The 18,860-nt window shown below is 60.1% G+C and carries 10 protein-coding genes and 6 pseudogenes; 10 read left to right on the forward strand and 6 right to left on the reverse strand.

Annotated elements, in window-relative coordinates:
* Positions 1 to 177: pseudogene (locus AC3WWH_RS33670) on the forward strand (LysR family transcriptional regulator); the annotation flags it as partial.
* Between the two features lie 420 nt (positions 178 to 597).
* Here AC3WWH_RS33670 and AC3WWH_RS33675 read toward each other — a convergent pair.
* Positions 598 to 1,829, reverse strand: a pseudogene (locus tag AC3WWH_RS33675) (flavin-containing monooxygenase).
* 290 nt (positions 1,830 to 2,119) lie between these two features.
* Between AC3WWH_RS33675 and AC3WWH_RS33680 the strand changes: the two are divergent.
* The 5 genes and pseudogenes from AC3WWH_RS33680 to AC3WWH_RS33700 all read left to right on the forward strand — a co-directional run bounded on the left by AC3WWH_RS33680 (position 2,120) and on the right by AC3WWH_RS33700 (position 8,174).
* The gene (locus AC3WWH_RS33680) at positions 2,120 to 3,886 is read left to right on the forward strand and encodes an adenylate/guanylate cyclase domain-containing protein (protein WP_058321204.1); all 1,767 of its coding nucleotides are present in this window, start codon (positions 2,120 to 2,122) and stop codon (positions 3,884 to 3,886) included.
* Between the two features lie 1,154 nt (positions 3,887 to 5,040).
* Positions 5,041 to 5,223, forward strand: a pseudogene (locus AC3WWH_RS33685) (arylsulfatase); the annotation flags it as partial.
* 62 nt (positions 5,224 to 5,285) lie between these two features.
* On the forward strand, positions 5,286 to 5,945 hold the full coding sequence (locus AC3WWH_RS33690) for a hypothetical protein (protein ID WP_058325342.1): 660 nt from the start codon (positions 5,286 to 5,288) through the stop codon (positions 5,943 to 5,945).
* 55 nt (positions 5,946 to 6,000) lie between these two features.
* A complete protein-coding gene (locus tag AC3WWH_RS33695; RefSeq protein WP_058325341.1) occupies positions 6,001 to 6,429 on the forward strand; it encodes a DUF2721 domain-containing protein in 429 nt (142 codons plus the stop codon).
* Between the two features lie 350 nt (positions 6,430 to 6,779).
* Entirely contained in the window at positions 6,780 to 8,174 is a 1,395-nt protein-coding gene (locus AC3WWH_RS33700) for a sulfite oxidase (protein ID WP_058325340.1), read from the forward strand.
* A gap of 126 nt (positions 8,175 to 8,300) precedes the next feature.
* Here the strand turns inward: AC3WWH_RS33700 and AC3WWH_RS33705 are convergent.
* The 3 genes and pseudogenes from AC3WWH_RS33705 to AC3WWH_RS33715 form a co-directional block, all read right to left on the reverse strand.
* Positions 8,301 to 8,813 (reverse strand): annotated as a pseudogene (locus AC3WWH_RS33705) (NtaA/DmoA family FMN-dependent monooxygenase); the annotation flags it as partial.
* Between the two features lie 540 nt (positions 8,814 to 9,353).
* A complete protein-coding gene (locus AC3WWH_RS33710; protein WP_162752588.1) occupies positions 9,354 to 12,164 on the reverse strand; it encodes a cadherin-like domain-containing protein in 2,811 nt (936 codons plus the stop codon).
* Positions 12,165 to 12,566: 402 nt separating this feature from the next.
* Positions 12,567 to 12,947, reverse strand: a pseudogene (locus AC3WWH_RS33715) (IS30 family transposase); the annotation flags it as partial.
* Positions 12,948 to 13,466: 519 nt separating this feature from the next.
* Here AC3WWH_RS33715 and AC3WWH_RS33720 point away from each other — a divergent pair.
* From AC3WWH_RS33720 to AC3WWH_RS33730, 3 genes are all read left to right on the forward strand, one after another.
* Positions 13,467 to 14,552, forward strand: coding sequence for a substrate-binding domain-containing protein (locus AC3WWH_RS33720; protein WP_058325338.1), 1,086 nt, complete (start codon positions 13,467 to 13,469; stop codon positions 14,550 to 14,552).
* An 85-nt stretch (positions 14,553 to 14,637) separates the two neighbouring features.
* The gene (locus AC3WWH_RS33725; protein WP_058325337.1) at positions 14,638 to 16,896 is read left to right on the forward strand and encodes an ABC transporter permease; all 2,259 of its coding nucleotides are present in this window, start codon (positions 14,638 to 14,640) and stop codon (positions 16,894 to 16,896) included.
* Positions 16,886 to 17,665 carry an ATP-binding cassette domain-containing protein gene (locus AC3WWH_RS33730; protein ID WP_058325336.1) on the forward strand — a complete coding sequence of 260 codons (780 nt, stop codon included), beginning with the start codon at positions 16,886 to 16,888 and terminating at the stop codon, positions 17,663 to 17,665. Before AC3WWH_RS33725 ends, AC3WWH_RS33730 begins: the two co-directional genes overlap by 11 nt.
* A gap of 305 nt (positions 17,666 to 17,970) precedes the next feature.
* Here AC3WWH_RS33730 and AC3WWH_RS33735 read toward each other — a convergent pair whose 3' ends face one another.
* Positions 17,971 to 18,411, reverse strand: a complete 441-nt coding sequence (locus AC3WWH_RS33735) for a type II toxin-antitoxin system HicB family antitoxin (protein ID WP_058325335.1) — start codon at positions 18,409 to 18,411, stop codon at positions 17,971 to 17,973.
* 5 nt (positions 18,412 to 18,416) lie between these two features.
* Positions 18,417 to 18,605, reverse strand: coding sequence for a type II toxin-antitoxin system HicA family toxin (locus AC3WWH_RS33740; RefSeq protein WP_053249526.1), 189 nt, complete (start codon positions 18,603 to 18,605; stop codon positions 18,417 to 18,419).
* A gap of 62 nt (positions 18,606 to 18,667) precedes the next feature.
* Between AC3WWH_RS33740 and AC3WWH_RS33745 the strand changes: the two are divergent.
* Positions 18,668 to 18,797, forward strand: a pseudogene (locus tag AC3WWH_RS33745) (LysR family transcriptional regulator); the annotation flags it as partial.
* Positions 18,798 to 18,860: the final 63 nt, after the last annotated feature.

The raw sequence follows: 18,860 nt of genomic DNA on the forward strand, positions 1-18,860 counted from the left end.
TCGGCCGGCCTCGGCATCGGCTTTGCGCCGGAATGGACGAAGGATCTACCGAACCGCAACTTCGAGCTCAGGCCCGTTCGCGATCGGGCTTGGTGTTGCCTGGAATAAGGAAGACCCGACCGCGTCTCGCGATGACATCATCGACATCCCCCGTCGCTGGCGCGGCCGGGCAGGTGAAAGTGATACCGGCCGCCACAGATACACGCACCGCGACGCGCTGAGGCGAGTGAGCAGGCCACGGATCGCGTTCAATGTGCCCTGAGCGATCAGGGGCCCCTTAATAAAGGAAACCGCATTTTTGTTAATTAACGCTTTCGCTTAATTAACGATAGGGCAATCGAAGCTGGTTCGAATCCCTCAAGGTGAGGGATAGGATCGACATCACCGGTAAGATTCAAGGCTCGTCGGACGGTTGCGTCACCGTGATTCCGCGAAGCGTCCAGCAAGGGTCTCGAGACACCCATCGAGCGTTCCTTGAGAAAGGTTCGGTCGGCCCGCCCGAGTTGCTGAAACTCCGACACGGCGTTCCGAAAAAGGGGCCGGCCCTTCACAAGGGTCCTGTAATAGCGCTTAACATGCAGGTGTTACCCAATCGAATTATCTCGCCGATCTCACGGCGAGATGGTTCACCAGACGTGCTGCTTCCTCAGCAACCCCCGCTATGATTCCCGATTTCCGTGTCGAGGCAAAATCGAGGCCGGAAAAATACAGTCCGGGAACGAGCCCGATCCCGTCCTCGTGAATAGGCCGGCCGTCATCATCGATGGTGTCCGGGATTTTGATCCACTGGAAATTGCCTCTGAAGCCTGTGCACCAAATCACCGTCCTTATGCCGCTCGTCGCCAATTCGATTGAGCGGATCGGTGGATATGGCAGGCGTGGGGCGATCATCTCGGCTGGGTCATCCTCGGCTGGCGGCGCGTTCAGCCCGGCGCGCCGGATGTAATCGTCAATAAAGCGCTTGACGTCGGCTGAGCTCTGGTCGGCAAAGCGCATGTGCTCATCCAGGTTGTCGCCGAATATCAGGCTACTGTTCTCGATACCCAAGAAGCGACCGAGCAACACGACTCCTTGGGCACTCAGCGATTGCAGGCTGATGGTGTGCGTGGCACCAAGCAGGGCTCGCGTCGGCAACTTCCCGGAAGGAAGCACGACTTCGCTGCGCGGGGCGTCGAGAAAACCGGAAAGCGTCATCCAATTGAAGATGTCGCCGCCGCGATAATAGCGGACCAGGCGTCCGGCTCGGCTCGTCGCCAAAAAGACCGAGCGCCCGGCGAGTGCCAGGTCCTCGGCGATCTGGCCGCCCGATTGACCGTTACCGATTACCAGAACCGCACCTTGCTCTAGTTCGGCGGCATTGCGATAGGCCGAGGAATCGAGCTGGCGAAGCGCTCCGGGCAGGTCCGCCGACGCAGGCGGGCGTTTCGGCAGTTCAGGCTACCGCTCGCGATTACGACGTTGCGGGCCCGAAGTACGCCGCGCGGCGTCGTCACGAGAAAGAGCCCGTCATCCGTGCACAGTTCCCCTACCGAAGTGCCGGTTATCACCGGCAAACGATGCCGCTCGACATAGCTTTCAAGGTAGGCGATGAATTGATGCTGCGTGCAGGAGCCCCAAGGGTCAGGAACGTCGGGGGCATCACCGGGCAGCAACGAGCGGATGTTCGGCGAGTTCAAACGGAAGGAATCCCAACGTTGGGTCCGCCACGTTTCTCCGATGCGGCCCTGTTCAAGCACCTGATGATCGCGACCTTGCTGCTTGAGGAAATAGCTGATCCCAAGCCCGGCCGAACCCGCTCCTACGACAACCGCGTCAAGTATCCCCGCCATGACACATCCTCCCAACGAGACGGCATCGTAGGAATCGAAGCGCAACGGCCTCGGATCAATGTTCAGGCAAACCTGCTGGCGGGTGTTCCGCCGCCATCTGCTCTGTCCTGGATATGCTTTGATACAAGGAGGCAAACGGACCACACAGCGAGGATATAACATGAAAGTGCGATCAACTCTAAGGAGAATGGCGTTGTGTGTGTGCCCGCTGGTTAGCAGCATCCCCAATCTCAACACGCTGTACCGTGATGCCTGTTGAAGGCAGAACTTGTGCAGCGTAACCTCCTCCAATGCCGGACGACGACAAACCAACTCTGGTTTCTGCCGCACCCCAAAGGAAGCTGGCAGTCATCCTTGCGGCGGATGTCGCGGGCTACAGCCGCTTGATGGAGCGTGACGAGGAGGACACTCACGAACGGCTGCAGGGACTGCTGCGCGACGTCGCCCGGCCAGCGGTCGAAACACACCGGGGGCGCATCTTCAAAACGGCAGGGGACGGGTTCCTGGCGGAATTCGCGAGCGCCATCGAAGCGGTGCGCTGCGCCGTTGATCTCCAGCGAGCAACAGCCGAGTGGAGCAAGGATGTTGACCAAGATCGCCGACTGGTTTTCCGAATGGGTATCAACCTCGAGGACGTCCTGGCTGACCAGGACGACGTGTTCGGAGATGGGGTCAATGTCGCCGCCCGTCTGGAGGCCTTGGCCGAGCCAGGCGGCGTGCTTATAAGTCACAGCGTTCACGAGCAAGTCAACCGCAAGCTGCCGATGCACTTCGTTGATCAGGGTGAGTGTCTGCTGAAGAACATTGCCCGCCCCATTCGGGTTTTCCGGGTGGACTGGGGACCTACCCGCGGACGGGAGGACGGCCAGCCGAATGCCGTTCCGGTACTGCCGCGGATGGCTTCGATTGCCGTGCTGCCGTTTGCCACCCTGAGCAGCGATGCGGAGCAGGGGTATTTCGCTGACGGCCTCGCGGAAGACCTCATCACCGATCTTTCCAAAGTTGAAGGCCTCCTGGTGATCGCCCGTCATTCGAGTTTTGCCTACAGGGATCGTGCGCTGGATTTGCGTGCGATCGCCAAGGAACTGGGGGTTCGTTATCTTATCGAGGGAAGCGTGAGGAGGGCGGCGGCGCGCCTCCGGATCAATGCGCAGCTTATCGACGCCACCAACGCCACCTGTCTTTGGGCGGAACGCCTCGACCGCGACCTCGCGGATATCTTTGCCCTGCAGGATGAAGTTGTCACCAAAGTGATCAACGCCCTGGCCGACGTCCTGCCGTCGGCGAAACCCCCTCCAAGCAGGAGAGTTACCGATCTCGAGGCCTACGACCTGTTCGTTCGGGGGCGAGCGCTCGCGACGCAATCGCTAAGGGAAACAAGGGCTGCCCGTCCGCTCCTCGCTCGGGCCATGGAGATCGATCCGGGCTTTGCCGGGGCGCATGCCTGGCTCGCGATGAGCCACCATTTCGATGCGCTTTATTACGGCGAGCCTATCGACGAGCACCGCGCTGCCGCCCGCACCGCCGCCGCGAAAGCCGTGGAGATAGATCCGGAAAACGCCGACGCGCATATCGTGCTGGGCTACCTGCGCGCCTATGAGGGCGAGTTCGAAGCGGGAGTGGCCGAGTTCGAGCTGGGGCTTCGGCTCAATCCCAATCACTCTGCGGGTTGGGCCCACCTTGCCGATCTCCGGGTGTTCGAGGGGCGTGCAAATGAGGCTGTTGAATGCGCCGAGAATAGTTTTCGCCTTAATCCCTATCCTCCGGGCGACCACTACTCGTTCCTCGGCTGGGCCCAGTATGCTGCTGGTCGATATCAGGATGCTGTCGAAACTCTCCGTCACCCACAGGCAGGTGGACCTGGCTCAAAACGCAATCTCGCCGCCGCGCTCGCGCGACTGGACCGTACCGCGGAAGCGCGCAGGGTGGGAAGGGAATTCCTCTCGGAATTTCCGAATTTTTCGGCCCGGCAGTGGGGTCGGACGCAGCCCTTCGGGGATGATGCCGACCGACAGCATTTTATCGGAGGCTATCTCAAGGCAGGGCTTCCAGAATGAGCGAAAGCGAGGAGGGTAGGGGGCGGCCCGGAACGAACCAGGCCGACGGTGGATTTCTCCAGATCGCAGGCGGTCTCGATCTCTCCCTGCAGTGCAGGCGGAGGTGCGACCAGCCTCTGGCATCGAACCATTTCGGAACACAGAGCCCGCTTGCAACAAGACAGATGAGCGGATGATAGCGCCCCAACAGGGCAACCAGGCGGCGAGGGACGTCACGCAACTGTCACGCGCAAAGAACTTTAGAAACTGCTAAGAAGTAGAAAACCGTGCCGGTGTTCGAGTACGAAGATGCGCCGATACCTCTTTCACATTCATCTTCTTGGGACGGTCAATCGCGACCACACCGGAGCGTTTCATGCTAGCGACAGCCAGGCGGTGGCGCGCGGGAGATCGGTTGCGGACGGGATCGCAGAAAACGACAGGCACCGGAGCGTGATCGTAACCGTTGAGAGGGCAGGTGGCCCTGTTTTGGCGCGCGTAACTGCGGCGAAGGCCATGCCCCCCTGGCAGTCTGCAAGCTCGAGGTTCGAACACGCTTGGCGGGAACTGACCGGCTTGGATACCAGCCAACGCCCAAGGGATTGCGCCCGCGCTTTCAGGGAGGAATGAAGGTTTGGACGATGAGCTGGTCCTGACAGACTAGCCGATCAGTGGAAATACTTGAGGTTGATGGTTGCGCATGAAGTCGCTTCAGGTGAAAGCCAGCGGGCGGGTCCTCAGGATTGCGACCGACCAGCGCAGCGAATGAAGCTACGGCACGAGTATCGCCGGCCTCCAGCTCTTCGAAGGCAGCTCCATGTACGCCTGCGTTGCGCCGCTCGCATAGATTTCCGCCTCAAGCGGCTCGAAAGCGCGGATCGGCTCAACCCTGCCTCTGAGCAGGAGGCGGGCTGGTTCCCGTGTCGAAACGCAAGCGGCCCGGCTGGTTGGTTCCCTAAAGGGCAATATCCTGCGCCCGCTAGTACAGTGTAGAAAACATATGGAAGAGTGGTGATGCCCTCTTTCGGCAAGTCGAGGGGCAAATATGCGTGCCCCGAAGCGCCATGTTCTGTCCATTTTGTGCGTCGCAACTTGGAGCTATCCGAATTGTCTCTCTTTTAGCTTTGACACGTCTTTCAACCAACGTGGCCATCCACGCGGAGGGAGGCATCAGAATGAGACGAACGGCAAAGATCCTCACAGCGGTGGCTGCCGCCGCCGGTAGCCTGCTGGCGAGTACCACTACAATGCACGCGCAGGAGACCCGGAAACCCAACATCCTCTTCATCATGCGCGACGACATCGGATGGATGCAGCCGAGCATCTATCGTCGCGGCTTGATGGTGGGGGAAACCCCGCGGACGCCGCTCGACGGCGTCCGCTACTTCGGCATGTCCCAATGGCCGCAGGGGGCGCAGCGATGAGCGATGTCATCCAAGCAGGCCGTGACGAACCACGCTGGCCTCCGGTGGTGGCGATCCTTGCGGTATTCGCCTTCTTGGAGGTGCTGCCGCATCACGTCTATGCCATGCCGCGATGGATATCGTACGTGGTTCTGGTAGCAGCTATCGTTCCAATGGTCCTGGTAACGCTATCGACCGACAACGCTGTGTGGCTACGGATCGAGCACGTCGCCGTCATGCTGCTTGCCAGCGTCTACGCGGGGAATACGGCAGCGGAACTCGGAGATATGGTCGGGATCATCACCGTGCACCCTCCCGAGACGCGCTCAGTGTCGCTCTTGACGTCGTCATTTACCATTTGGGTCACCAACGTTCTCACCTTCTCGCTACTCTACTGGCAGATCGACGCGGGTGGCCCGTCGCGCATCGCGCGTGGGATGGCGGGAAGACCCGACTGGCTGTTTCCCCAGGCGTCGGCTCCCGAACTAGCGCCGCCAGACTGGCGGCCGCTCTACGTCGATTACCTGTCGTTGGCGTTCAATACGGCGACCGCTTTCAGTCCTACCGACGTGCTGCCACTCACCCGGCGTGCGAAGGGGCTGATGATGCTCGAAAGTGCCATTTCACTGCTGACACTCGTGCTCGTGGCTGCGCGTGCAGTCAATGTCATTCCGTAGCGCCACCACGGCGCCGCGGTCGTCCATTCGTGCCGTACCGATCGAAGGTGCCCGTATGTCAGTCGAAGCCGATCAGCTTTCAACGATGATCAATCACGCGGTCGCGCCGGCGTTCATGCTGAATGGCGTCGCGGCGATGGTGGCGGTCCTGGTCAATCGGATTTCCGGCGTAACCGAGCGGATCAGAAACCTCCGCGAGATCGACGACGGTGACGTCGCCCGAGCCCCGCTGAAGAAGGGAATCGGGGAACTGAGGCGGCGTGAACGCCTCTTGAACAGCGCATTGTACCTGGCGTTGCTAGCCGGAATCGGCGTGACGCTTCTGCTCCTCTTCGGCTTCGTCGTAGCCTTTTTTGGATACCGTCACGAACCGGGCGCCGCCGTACTATTCGTTGCGGCACTCTGCTTCCTGGCGGGGTCGCTCTTCCGATTCCTGCAGGACATCCTGCTGTCGCAAGGTGAGCACGACGACCGTCAGTTGTGATGATCGCCGAGTTGCTCAAGGCGCTCCCTCTGACGGATTCTACTCTCATTTCCGGCGGTAGTGTCTCCGCTGACATGGCAGGTACCGCACCATCAGTTCGAGTCGCATCAAGGCGGGGGATGTGTCTCGGATCCCCCCCCAAAGCGGACCTTCAGCCTCACAACATCAACCGCCAACCTATTCCTAGCGCGGCTGACAAGGCATGTTCATCCAAAAATCCGGTGTCTAATCCTGGCCGGGAAGCGGCGCGGTTCTATCTGATCATGCAGGTGCCGAAGTGGCCGAAGGACCACCACTGACCGTATCAGACCGACCAGCCAGTTCCACGAAACCCCAGCAGGGAGTTTTCGATGCCTCTGTTCATTGTGCACCATCGGCACTCACCCGAAACCTGTCCCGCGCGCGATCCGGCCAAAGGCGCGATGCTGTTGAACCATTTGAGCCGGCCGAGCGCTGCCCGCCACGGTGTGCTGATCAAGGGGGAAGTTGTCGCACAGGGCTCACATTCACTGTTCTTCATTGCCGCGGCAGCGGATGAGACCGTGCTTCAGGCTTTTTTGACGCCTCTCCGTCAAGCCGGCGAGGTCGAGGTGACGGCAGCGATGACCTGCGCTGCGATGGTTTCGAGCGGCGGCTGTGATGGGCGCCCGGTGGACGTGTCTGCGGAGGTGCTCAACCCCGCAGATGCGTGCCAGGATGCCATCGAGGCTGGCCTTCTCATTCACAGCGTTAATCCGTTGAATGGCGAGACCTCGGTGCCGGACCTTGCAGGCGGTGCCGTGATGCCGAACGGTCGGTTCTACTTGCGTAACCACTTCGATATTCCGAACCTTGGCGGTGATGACTACCGGCTGTCGATCGGCGGGCTGGTCGAAAGGCCACTGAAACTGAGCATGAGGGAGCTTCACAACCTTCATGCGGAGAGCCTCGTGGTGACGCTGGAATGCGCCGGCAACGGCCGCAGCCTATTCGATCCGGCCGTACCCGGCGAAGCCTGGGGACTGGGCGCCGTCAGCACCGCCGAGTGGACCGGGGTTCGCCTCATGGAGGTGCTTGAGCGCGCGGGCCTGCCACCCGGGGCGACGGAACTCACCTTCCGCGGCGCCGACAGCGGGGTCGTCGATGGGCACGGCGCGCCGGTTCGTTTCGAGCGTGGTTTAAGCTTGGACCAGATCGGTGAAACGGATGCGCTTCTTGCCTACGAGATGAACGGCGAGCCACTGTCACCACCTCATGGCTATCCATTGCGGCTGATCGTGCCCGGTTGGTATGCGGTGGCGTCCGTCAAGTGGCTGACCGAGATCGTCGTTACCGACAAACCCTGCGAAGCGTACTATCAGGCGCAGAAGTACTGGTACCATTGGGTGCGCAACGGGCATGACGAGCGCGCGCCGGTGAAGCTGATGAACGTGCGAGCGCTGGTATCTTCGCCTGATGAGGGGGAGAACCTGCCGCGCGGCGAGACCGCGATCCGGGGTGTCGCATGGTCGGGCGCCGGGAGTATATCCAGGGTCGATGTATGCCTGAACGACGGACCTTGGTGCGAGGCACGGCTCGTTGGCGAACGACGACGGGCTGCCTGGCAATGGTGGGAGTTGATCACGCGACTTGAGGAGACGGGGCCACTCACCGTGCGGGCGCGCGCCACCGACACAGCGGGCCGGACACAACCCGAACACGCCGTGTGGAACCGGCTGGGCTACGGCAACAACTCGATCCACTCTGTAACAGCACGGGTAATCTGAAGCGGGAAAGCAGGCATTTCAAACCGGCGTCTTTGCATGTGCGGTGCAAAGGCTGGTGAGGGCCAGTTTTCGCAATCGGGAAGACAAGCCGCTTGCCCCCTGACGCCGGGTCGACACGACCTATCTTCAATCAGCTGGAAACGGCAAACCGTAACGTTCGCGGACGGTGCGCTCCTCGTAGCGGCTGCGATAAACACCGCGGTCCTGGAGGATCGGGACGACTTTTTTCACGAATTCCTCGATATCGTCAGGTGCTCTTGGCGGCTGAAGCGTGTAGCCGTCGACGGTGCCATCGTCCCACAGGTCGATCAGCGCATCTGCCACCTCATCTGCAGTCCCGAGTAGTAGCCGATGGTGGCCCTCGGAGCGGCGCACGCCCTGCCTTGCCGTCAGTCTCTCGTGCGTCAACAGATCGGAAAGCCCCAGACCCATACCGACCGCCTGAAGACGGTTGGGATCCGGGATAAAGCGCTCGGCGTCCAGCGCCGCATCCGGATCGAAGCCGTCAGGATCGATGCCGTTCTCCTTGACGAACCGTGCGATCAGGCCGTCTTCCGAACCGGCGCCGCTGAAGAGTTCGTGTTTGCGCAAGGCTTCTTCTTTCGTCTCGCCGAGGACCACCACCACCCCGGGCATGGGCGCCGCCCCCAACCGGTTTCGCAGCACGAATGAGGAAGTGAATCTGGCTCGAACCGCACAGACTGGAGGCGACTGCTGGGCAACTAGTCCATCAAGCACGCTCTAAGAGTTTGAAAGAGCAACAAATGGAAACAAGAAGCCTGCCGCGCGAGGACGTGCGGCAGGCTTTCTCAAAGGAACCGCGACCTGACAGAAGGAGCGGTGCTGATCCCTTAACGCCGTGGAAGAGCAGGTCGGTCACATATCGAAATCTTGAGCCAACGTGGATGATGGCGCCCAAATGGCAGGCAAGAAGTCGCAGCCCGCTGTGCCATTCGCGAAGCAAATGGTTTGTCAGCCGGCGTGCCGGACCGAGAAGGCCTCGAGTTGTTCCGACCCCGAAGAGGAGACGGGAAGCTTCCACCGCCGGGAAGTCCGGCAGGCAAGGCCAGCCACACACGAGCGCCGTTCCAAACCCGCCACTCCGCTGCTTTTGGAAGCGTAAAGTCAGAAAACCTCTCCATCGTCCTTGCGGGGATCAGCGGAGATTTGGATCAAACATCAAACCAAAAGAGAATTCTCAAACGGCACATGAAGCGGAATCTCGAAGAGCCTTCCGTCGGGTGTTGCATGCTGGTCATATCCGTAGTCGGCGACCCATAGGCTCATCTTGCTTGGATCGTCGCTGGACGGGGCGAGCTCGACGCCCTTGGGATAGAGGCCCCTGCCGTCATTATACGGATTTGGTCGCTTCGTTAGGTCTGTGATCGTTTCCAGGATCTGCCCGGTGTCGGCGCTCACCTTGAACACATTCTGGCTGAAGAAGCCAACGACGTAGAAGACGTTGTTCTGAACGTCGTAGGCGATGCCTTCCGGATTGGTGATCGGGTTGGGCAGCTCGATCTTTCGGACCAGATCGCCCGCCTGCGTGACCTCATAGATCGAGTGGGTCAGTTCTCCGGCGATATAGAGATTGCCGGTCTGAGGGTTGATTGTGACGTCTTCCGTGTCGATGACCGTGCTGTCGAGCCCAACCGTCGAAAAACTTCTGATCAGTGTGGGATGTGAAGGGTCCGTAGCAACTAGGACCAGGACCTTCTTCTTATCGTCATCGGTGACAAACATCAGGTGCTGCCCGGTGTTCGGATCAACGCCGAAGGCCACGCCTGTGGGTTCTTTGGTGAAGGCCGCCAGGCTAATCGTCGCGAGACGTTCACCTCTGGTGTTGAGTTCGAACATATTATCGTTCGAGAAATAGGGAGACTCATCGGCTTCAGAGTCGACAAGAAAGAGGGTCCCCGTAAACGGATTCCAGCCCAGCCCCGCCGGGTCGCCGCTTGGGTAGATATTGGTCGCCCATTCGTGCGTGTCGCTGATGTGAATATTGACGGTTGCGGTGTTGCTCGTGGCAATCCCGTCGCTTGCGGCATATTTGAAGCTGTCGCTGCCTGTATAGTTGGTGTTCGGCGTGTAGGTGAAAGAGCCGTCCGCATTGAGCGCCAACGTCCCATGGGAGGGACCGGAAACAAGAACCGGGTGCAACGGATCACCATCGACATCTTTGTCATCGCCCAGGACGCCCTTGCGCACTGGAATCGTGATGCTCGTATCCATGCTCCAGTTGTAGCTATCACTCCCGGCGGTGGGTGCGTCGTTGGTGCCGGTGACGGTGATCGCGAGGGTCGTGGTGGACGAGGCGCCGTGGTTGTCCGCGTTCGTGTAGCTGAACACGTCAGTTGCCGTCTGGCCGTCACGGAGTGCCTGCACCGATGGGTTCAGGTTGTCGAGGGTGTAGGTGAAGGCGCCATCGGCGCTGAGCGACAGCGTGCCATATGCGCCTGATATGGCGGCCCCAACGTTCGCCGCCGCGCCGTTGACTGCCGAGACCACGTGCGTGTCGCCTGGATCCGGATCGGTGTCGTTTGCCAGAACGTTACCAACCACCGGATTGGCGAAGACCGCGTTGTTCGTGTCTTCCTTGACCGACGCTGCATCAGCCACCGCGACGGGCGGGGCTGATGTGACGCTGACGCTCACGGTTGCCGTCGCGCTACCACCTTTGCCGTCCGAAATCTCGTACATGAACGACGCTTGTCCGGCGAAGTCCTGATCGGGAACATAGGTGATCGTACCGTTATCGAGGCTCACCGTCCCATGGGTATCGCTGTTGCCGGAAACAGCCGTCACAACTAAGGCATCCTTATCGAGATCACTGTCGTTGGTGAGCAAATCTGCGGCGGCGAAAACAAGCGCCGTGTTGACACCGGTCGACGGTGCATCGTTCCCAGCGATGGGCGCATCGTTGGTGCCAGTTACGGTGACCCTCAGTGTCGCGGTGGACGAGGCTCCGTGGTTGTCCGTATTGGTATAGCTGAACACATCAGTTACCGTCTGGCCCTCAGCGAGGGCCTGCACGGACGGCTGTGAGTTGTCGAGAATATAGGTGAAGCTGCCGTCGCTATTGAGCCGCAGCGTGCCATATGTGCCCTGGAGGGCGACCCCGACATTTGCTGCCAAGCCGTCGACTGCTGAGACCGTGTGCCCGTCGCCGGAATCCGGATCGATGTCGCTGGTAAGGACGTTACCGCTTGCCGGGTTGGGAGACGCCGCATTGTTGGTGTCTTCTCTAACCGAGGCGCCATCGGCCACCGCAACCGGCGCGTCGTTGGTGCCTATGACGGAGATCTTCACGGTCGTGGTGGACGAAGCACCATGGTTGTCCGCATTTGTGTAGGTGAATACGTCCGTCACCGTCTGGCCGTCAGTAAGCGCCTGCACTGACGGCTTCGAGTTGTCGAGGGTATAGGTGAAGCTGCCGTTGCTGTTCAGCCGCAACGTGCCATAGGTACCCTGGACGCCGGCCCCAACATTGGCTGCCAAACCGTTGACTGCCGAGACCGTGTGGGTGTCGGCTAGATCCACGTCGGTGTCATTGGCAAGCACATTGCCGCTCACCGGGTTGGGGAAGGCCGCATTGTTGGTGTCCTCCTTGACCGAGAAGGAATCGACCACTGCGAGCGGTCCGTCGTTTACGCCGGTGACGGTCAGCGTGAGCGTTGTGCTCATGGTCTTCTTGTTTGCGTCGACGGCGGTATAGGTGAAAACATCCGTGCCCGTTTGCCCTTCAGCGAGGCTTTCGGCCTTCGGCGTATTGGCGGTGTAGCTGTACCTGCCATCGGGCCAAATCGTCAGATAGCCGTAAGTCCCTTGAATCGTCGTGCCGCCCGAGGCCACGTTGAACGAACTGCCTGCGAACTTCGTCTTGGTAACCTGGATGAGCCCGGTATCGTTTGAGAGCACATTCCCCGTTCGGCTGGCGTCCTCAAGAATAGAAACCGTGTCGGGCAATGCCTTCGAGGTACTTTTGGCCATGTTAACCCCCATGACAAGAACAGGCGGAAACGCGCAGCCGCCCGCCTATTCCCGCGTGTAATTCAGTTGTTCAGATTGGATAGAATTGAAGCTTGCCGTGATCCCTGTCCGATACGGCGGGGTCATGCCGCAAGTTCACGTGCTCTCTCGTGAATTGGCGTTGGGCGTAAGCTCGCAACCCACTCGCAAGATCTTTTCGGCAAGCTACCGCACGTGCGGTGAGTGCCAACTCATCCCTTTGCTGCGACACCAGCGGTGTCGTATCCCTTGACAAAGAAACAACTAAAACGCCTATCGCTCCAGCATCCGAAAATACCAGCTCGGCGTGCCCCCCACAAGGTCCGATCTGAACCTGCCGTTTTACCGTTCGACGGTCCACGAAATTCTGGCGCTGGAATCCGATTCTTCCAAAGCCCTAAAAGCGGCGAACTCCGTACCGCGATCAAAGGTGAAGCTCTGCCGCGCAAAGGCTGGCAAAGGTGAGAGCGTTTCGATGATCTTGTCCATGATCGGTCTCGAGCGCCGGCTCGGATTCTTGATCATCACGGTGTAGCGGCTTTTGCGCTCGACCAACGAGGTCAGGTTGGCATTGCCGAGATCACGTTCGAAGATCAGCAAGTCGTCCTCCCAATGCCCGAACTGCGATCGATCCCCAATAGAGTCAGGACGTTGCGATATTCTGCAGGCGGCAGGAAAGGCGCCGTCACGCGGCTTCCTCGATCCGCGGGGGCGACGTTTGCGGTGGCCCTCCGGCAGATGCTGATAGAGCTCTGTTAGCCGCATTCTAGTATGCAGAGATCTGCATTCGTCTCAACAATTGTGGCGTGTATTCTGCAAGCGCTGGGCTTTTCCGAGACCTGCACGCAAGGGGACACAGGTGGCTTCCAAGTTGGAGCAGTTCTGAGCGTCCCCTTCTTGCTTATTCGGATAGCAATCGTTTGTTAAGCAGCCCGGGTCAAAGTGCAAAAGTAAGCTGTGGTTCGTATTTGCCCTCGGTCGTATCGAGCGACGACAGCGTCATACCCAGTAGCCGAATGCCTTCGGCGCTGGAGGGCAAGATCATGGCGTGTATCTCCGCGATCGAATGCCCGCCGAGTCCGCTTTTTTGCACCTTCGCATTCCAGCTTCATCTTCGGCGGATAACAACTTAATGACGCCGGCAAACAAATTCGCGAGCACACGCGTTCACCATTTACTTACGATGGAATTACGCGGAAAATTAGCGTCGTGGGAGGAAGGCATTCGGCCCTCTCGACTAGCGCGCCCGAACGGCTTCTGCCCCTTTCAAGGGAGGAAATAGTTATGAGGCGTATTTTGTTGCACGCGGCAGCATCGGTCGCGGCGCTCTCGCTTGGCGTCTCGTATGCATCCGCGCAATCAGGCAGTGTCGAGAAGGCGGTCGGAGGCTACAGTTTCGAGGACGCCGCAAAAGAGGCGCCCGGTACCAAGGACTTCCATTCGGCCGACGGACACCTCACCTTTGGTATCGTGACGCACACGGCCGGGAACGGCTTTTTCGATCCCGTCTATGTTGGCGCCACGGTGGCCGGCAACATGATCGGCGCCAAGATCCTGCTGCTTGGCTCGGAGTCGCCGGTGGACGATCCGGCCCGCGAGATCGAAATCCTTAATCAGATCGTTCAGGATCCGACGATCGACGGCATCATCATGACGACACCGCAGATCGGCGCTTACAACGACATCGTAAAGGCCGCCGAAGCAAAGGGCATTCCGGTCGCCACGACGAACTCCTTTGACGGGACGCTGCTCAACCGCAGCAGCATCAGTCATACCGGTCAGGACGCATCCGCGGCCGCGATCGGTGGCGAAGCACTTGCCAAATGCGTGCTCGACAGCGGCAAGACCAGCGGCTCGATCCTGCTGCCGTCCTCGACCGCGATGGGCAATATCGAAGTGAACAATCGGGTGACCTCGGCCTTTAATGCCATCGTCAAGACGCTGAAAGACGCCGGAAAGCTTGAAAACTTCAAGGTGGACGCCGGGCCGGAGAATGTCGGCATCGACACGAACCCGAACGATCCCGTGAACGCGCTCGTGTCGCTCTTCGAGTCGCGTGGTGACGTCGTCGGGGCCTTCACTGCAAACAATGTCTTCACGCCGCCCCTCGTCAAGGCAGTCGCGCAAATGGGATGGACCGGCAAGTTCTGCGCCTTCGGCTTCGACCTGGGGCCGGCGCAGCAAGAGGGCATCGCCGCGGGGAACCTTACGGGCTCGCTGGGACAACAGCCGTTCCTGCAAGGCTTCTGGCCCGTCATGCAGCTCTACCTGCAGATCGACCGCGGCATCTCGGCCGCCAACCTCGACACGCGGGCCCAACTGGTGACGAAGGCGACCGTCGCCAATGTCGGCAAGCGCTTCGAGAACTGATTTCGCTCGAGCCGCCTGACACACGGGCGGGAGGGCTGAACGGTCCTGCCGCCCGCAGAAGTGCAGAGGTCAACCGGACAAACCCATGGCGCCTGTAGAGACAACATCGCTCGGCCGCGCGCCTCCGCAGCTCGCCGGCGGCTGGGAGGCCGGTCTCCTCCTGTTCCTTGTCCTGCTCTATGTCGGCGGCGTGTTCGCCAATCCGACCTTCTTCGCCTCGACGGGCGCGCTTCACGCCCTGCTGCGCGACACCTCTCGCGTGGGGATCATCGCCGTAGGCATGACCTTCGTCATTGTCAACAAGGACCTCGATCTGTCGGTAGGTTCCACCTACGGTATCGTCGCGGTCGTGTTCGCCCGGCTTTTTTCACCGAGCTTTCTCGATCTCGGGATCACGGCCTCGGTCGTTCTTTGTCTGCTGCTGGGGACGGCGATCGGGCTGCTCAACGGCGTGCTCGTGACCATCCTGAAGGCACCGGCATTCATCGCGACGCTGACGATCCTCTTCATCGGCCGCGGTTTCGTGCTGGCGCTGACGCACGGCCAGGCGATCTATTATTCCGGCAAGGCGGGTGAATTTCCGCTCTTCTTCCACCTGGGCGAAATAAATGTCCTCGGCTTCAACAACCAGATCCTCGTCTTCGCTTCCGTTGCCGCGTTCGGAGCCTTTGTGCTTGCCAAGACCCGCTGGGGCTACGAGACACTCGCCACCGGAGGCAACGAACAGGCGGCAGTTTATGCCGGTATTCCCACGCGCTGGGTGCGCATCCGCGCCTACCTGATCTCGTCGCTCTGCGCGACCCTTGCGGCTCTCCTGTCAGCGGCGCAGGATAAGGGCGTAACCCCCCTTTATGGCGTCAGCTGGGAACTCACCGTCATCGCATCCGTGGTCATCGGCGGCGCGTCGATCCTCGGCGGTCGCGGTCGCGTGTTAGGCTCTTGCCTCGGGGCCGCGGTCGTCGTGCTGATCGACAAGGTCTTGCGCGAAGGATGGCCGATCACGCGCATCGTCGTCATCGACGGCGAGAATATTGCGGTCAATGCCAGGTTCACCTTGCCCGCGGGCGCGGTGCTGGTTTTCCTTGGCCTCCTTCTCGTCACTGCCGTGCTGATAGAGCCCTACCTCATCCGCCGCCAGGTCGCGGGCCGCTTCTGGGCGTGGCTGCGTGGCCGCCCGCCGCCCCCCGCCTATGAGATGGGCGGCGTGGCCCTCGAGGGCGTCCAGACCAAGGGAGCGATGGCGAGCGACCTGGCGCTGACGGCTACCGGGTTCGGCAAGTTTCTCGCCCGCCGCGACGCGCTTGCCATCATCCTGACCGTCCTGTTGTGGCTGACGGGGCTCGCCCTCAGGCCCGACTACTGGTGGAACCTCTCCAACACGTTCGCGATCCTGCTCAACTACACAGAACTTGCCCTCATCGCGGTCGGGCTCACCTATGTCATCGCTGCCGGCGATATCGATCTCTCCGTCGGGGCTGTGCTTGCGCTTTCCGGCAGCACCGCGGCCTATTTCCTGAAGGTGCTGGGCGCCGACCCGATGACCGCCGTGGCGATGGGCCTGCTTGTCGGAATGGCAGCCGGCCTCGTCAACGCCAGCGTCACGGTCAGTTTCAAGCTGCCGGCCTTCATCGCTACTTTGGGCATGTTCTACATCGCCCGCGGCCTGGCCGCCTGGTTCGTCGCCGGCCAGCAACTGACGGGCTGGCCTGAAAGCTACAACCTGCTCGGCCGCAAGGCGAACGACGTCCTCTTGTATTTCGGCTTTTCGCTGCCGCCTGGCTTTCTTCGGACCGTCGCAGAAGTCGTCAGCGTGCAGACGATCTGGATGTTCTTTGTTGCCCTGGTGGCCGGCCTTGTGCTCGCTTACTTGCCGTTCGGACTGAAGGTCATGTCCACCGGCGGCAACCTCCGTGCCGCGGCTTATGCGGGAATCAACACGAACCGCGTGCGCTTCCTCGCGCTCCTGTTGTCGGCGCTCTGCGCCTCCATGGCCGGAATCATCAACGTCGCCTACTTCCGCAGCTTCAACCCCGTCGCCGGCCAGTTCCGCGAACTGGACGCCATCGCCTCGGTTATCATCGGCGGCGGATCGATTTTCGGCGGTTACGGCACCATCATCGGCTCGCTTGCCGGCGCCGCGGCGATCACGCTCGTGCGGGCGCTGCTACAATTGAACGTCCAGGGGTTCACCATGCCGCAGCACTGGATCAATGTTTTCATCGGCGTCATCCTTATCGTGGCCGTGCTCGTCGACATTTGGGTGCGTCAGACCAATATCTTCGGACGTATGCGGTCCTATTTGGCGCGACGCGGACAAGCATCGGAGGCCACCCATGCCCGCTGAAACCCAAGGCACACCGATCGTGGAAATGCGGGGCATCGAAAAGTCATTCGTTGCCGTCCAGGCGCTACGCTCGGTCGACCTGGTGCTTTATCCCGGCGAGATCCTCGGTCTCGTCGGCGACAATTCCGCCGGCAAATCGACGCTAATGAAAATCCTGACCGGTGCATATCAGCGCGACGCTGGCGAGATTTTCGTCGCCGGACAGCCGGTGCATTTCAAGAGCCCGCATGAGAGCCGAGACGTCGGTATCGAGATGATCTACCAGGACTTCGCGCTGTGCGGGAACTTGGACGTCGGGCAGAACATCTTTCTGGGCCGCTGGCCGCTCACAGGCCCGTTCGTCAATCGGCGGAAGATGTATGCGGAGGCCGACAAGGTCCTGAAACGGCTCAAGGTCGACGTCAACTCCGTTTATCAGAAGGTCGAAAGCCTGTCGGGTGGCCGCCAGCAATCCGTAGCGATCGCCCGCGCCATTTCGTTCGAGCCGCAGGTCGTAATCCTCGATGAGCCGACCGCCAATCTTTCGGTGATGGCGACCGACCGCCTGCTTGAAACGATGCTGGAATTGAAGAGACAGGGTGTAGCCCAGATTATCATCTCTCATCGGCTGGTCGATATCTTTGCCGTCGGCGATCGCGTGATGGTGCTGAAGCGCGGCGAGTATGTCGGCGACCGCTATATCAAGCAAACTGACGAACACGAGATTCTGGAGATCATTGTTTCCGGCACCCGCGAACGGGCACTTACGGCCGAACAGGCAACGCGTTGACCGGAGGCGCGGGATGCCAGTTCCGGCGGTGCAGCCGGCATCACAAAATCGGCAATTACATTTCGCGAAGACCGCGTCGGGTAGCCTATCACTCAGCGGATAAACGCTTCGAATCCGTTCATATGGCGGGATCCCGTCAAAATAGATGCGTTGCCAATTATGAGGTCGGCGGTTCAGATCGGTTCAAGGCGAGCTAGTGTGTCTGCTCTCGGGCCGTCAGGCCATATTCGAATGCTTTGGTTTTCGTGCTTCCGCCATCGCAAGACAATCAGCGTCGTAAACGGGTGGTGGAGACAAAGTTCCACTTAGGCCCCTGGCCCCGTCTCTGCGTAGTTATCGTTGTAGTCGTCGTTTGCGTGGCCGATCTCATGCTTGGCAGCTCGAACCAAGAAGCCTGATCGGGTCAACCCTTGGGCTTCGGCGAACGCATCGATTGCCTTTAGGACGTCTTCTGGCAGAGTGATATTTACGCGAACCGCTCTTCTGGCTTCCGTCTTGACGCCAACTAGAATTGCAACGCCGTCTTGGTTCTCCGCGTCTGCCATCACCGCCTCCAGTGTGGAGGGTTCGGGAATTGCTTCGCCGTCTTCGGCTAGACCTTCGATGTGTAGGGCTAAGGCTTCTTCGGCCATAGCTCGCGCATCGTCGAGGTCGGTTCCAGCAGTGATCAGGCCAGGAAAATCGGGAAAGGACACACCGTAATCACTGTCGGCGTCCTTATGGATCAATCCGATATAATTGCGCATGTTCGTTACCTCAGTTTAAGTCCGGCTTGTTTCTCGATACTCTTCAGTGTTCCGATCGGGATGTCCCGTTTCGGGTGTGGAACAGTGACGCGCCCGGGTTTCTCGGGATGCTTAAACTGAACATGGCTGCCCTTGGTGGCGACCTCGTACCAGCCATCCTTTTGCAAGGCCACAATGATATCACCGCTCTTCATTTCCAGATTATACACACGAATGTGTATGGTGACAAGCGCAACGTAGTATGACTCCGGTTCCTAACCTCGGCTTCATCCGTCCGGTCGAAAACATCGGCTCCTTGCGCTTTTTCCCGTCAGAACCTCTCCTACAGCGAACGCTATTTCTCCGAGAGGTTCGAGACCCACGGTTTGACCAGCAACATCGCCTATAGATCCCATGAGGAGTGAACAGCGGCCGGCGCTCTGGCAGAGTGAGGCTGCATCAAAGCGCTC

Source organism: Ensifer sp. EB106-03-01-XG145, from assembly GCF_058792075.1.

Coding starts and splice junctions, on each gene's coding strand:
- AC3WWH_RS33680 (WP_058321204.1), top strand. CDS start 2,120: ATGCCGGACGACGACAAACCAACTCTGGTTTCTGCCGCACCCCAAAGG.
- AC3WWH_RS33690 (WP_058325342.1), top strand. CDS start 5,286: ATGAGCGATGTCATCCAAGCAGGCCGTGACGAACCACGCTGGCCTCCG.
- AC3WWH_RS33735 (WP_058325335.1), bottom strand. CDS start 18,411: ATGCGCAATTATATCGGATTGATCCATAAGGACGCCGACAGTGATTAC.
- AC3WWH_RS33740 (WP_053249526.1), bottom strand. CDS start 18,605: ATGAAGAGCGGTGATATCATTGTGGCCTTGCAAAAGGATGGCTGGTAC.
- AC3WWH_RS33695 (WP_058325341.1), top strand. CDS start 6,001: ATGTCAGTCGAAGCCGATCAGCTTTCAACGATGATCAATCACGCGGTC.
- AC3WWH_RS33720 (WP_058325338.1), top strand. CDS start 13,467: ATGAGGCGTATTTTGTTGCACGCGGCAGCATCGGTCGCGGCGCTCTCG.
- AC3WWH_RS33700 (WP_058325340.1), top strand. CDS start 6,780: ATGCCTCTGTTCATTGTGCACCATCGGCACTCACCCGAAACCTGTCCC.
- AC3WWH_RS33725 (WP_058325337.1), top strand. CDS start 14,638: ATGGCGCCTGTAGAGACAACATCGCTCGGCCGCGCGCCTCCGCAGCTC.
- AC3WWH_RS33710 (WP_162752588.1), bottom strand. CDS start 12,164: ATGGCCAAAAGTACCTCGAAGGCATTGCCCGACACGGTTTCTATTCTT.
- AC3WWH_RS33730 (WP_058325336.1), top strand. CDS start 16,886: ATGCCCGCTGAAACCCAAGGCACACCGATCGTGGAAATGCGGGGCATC.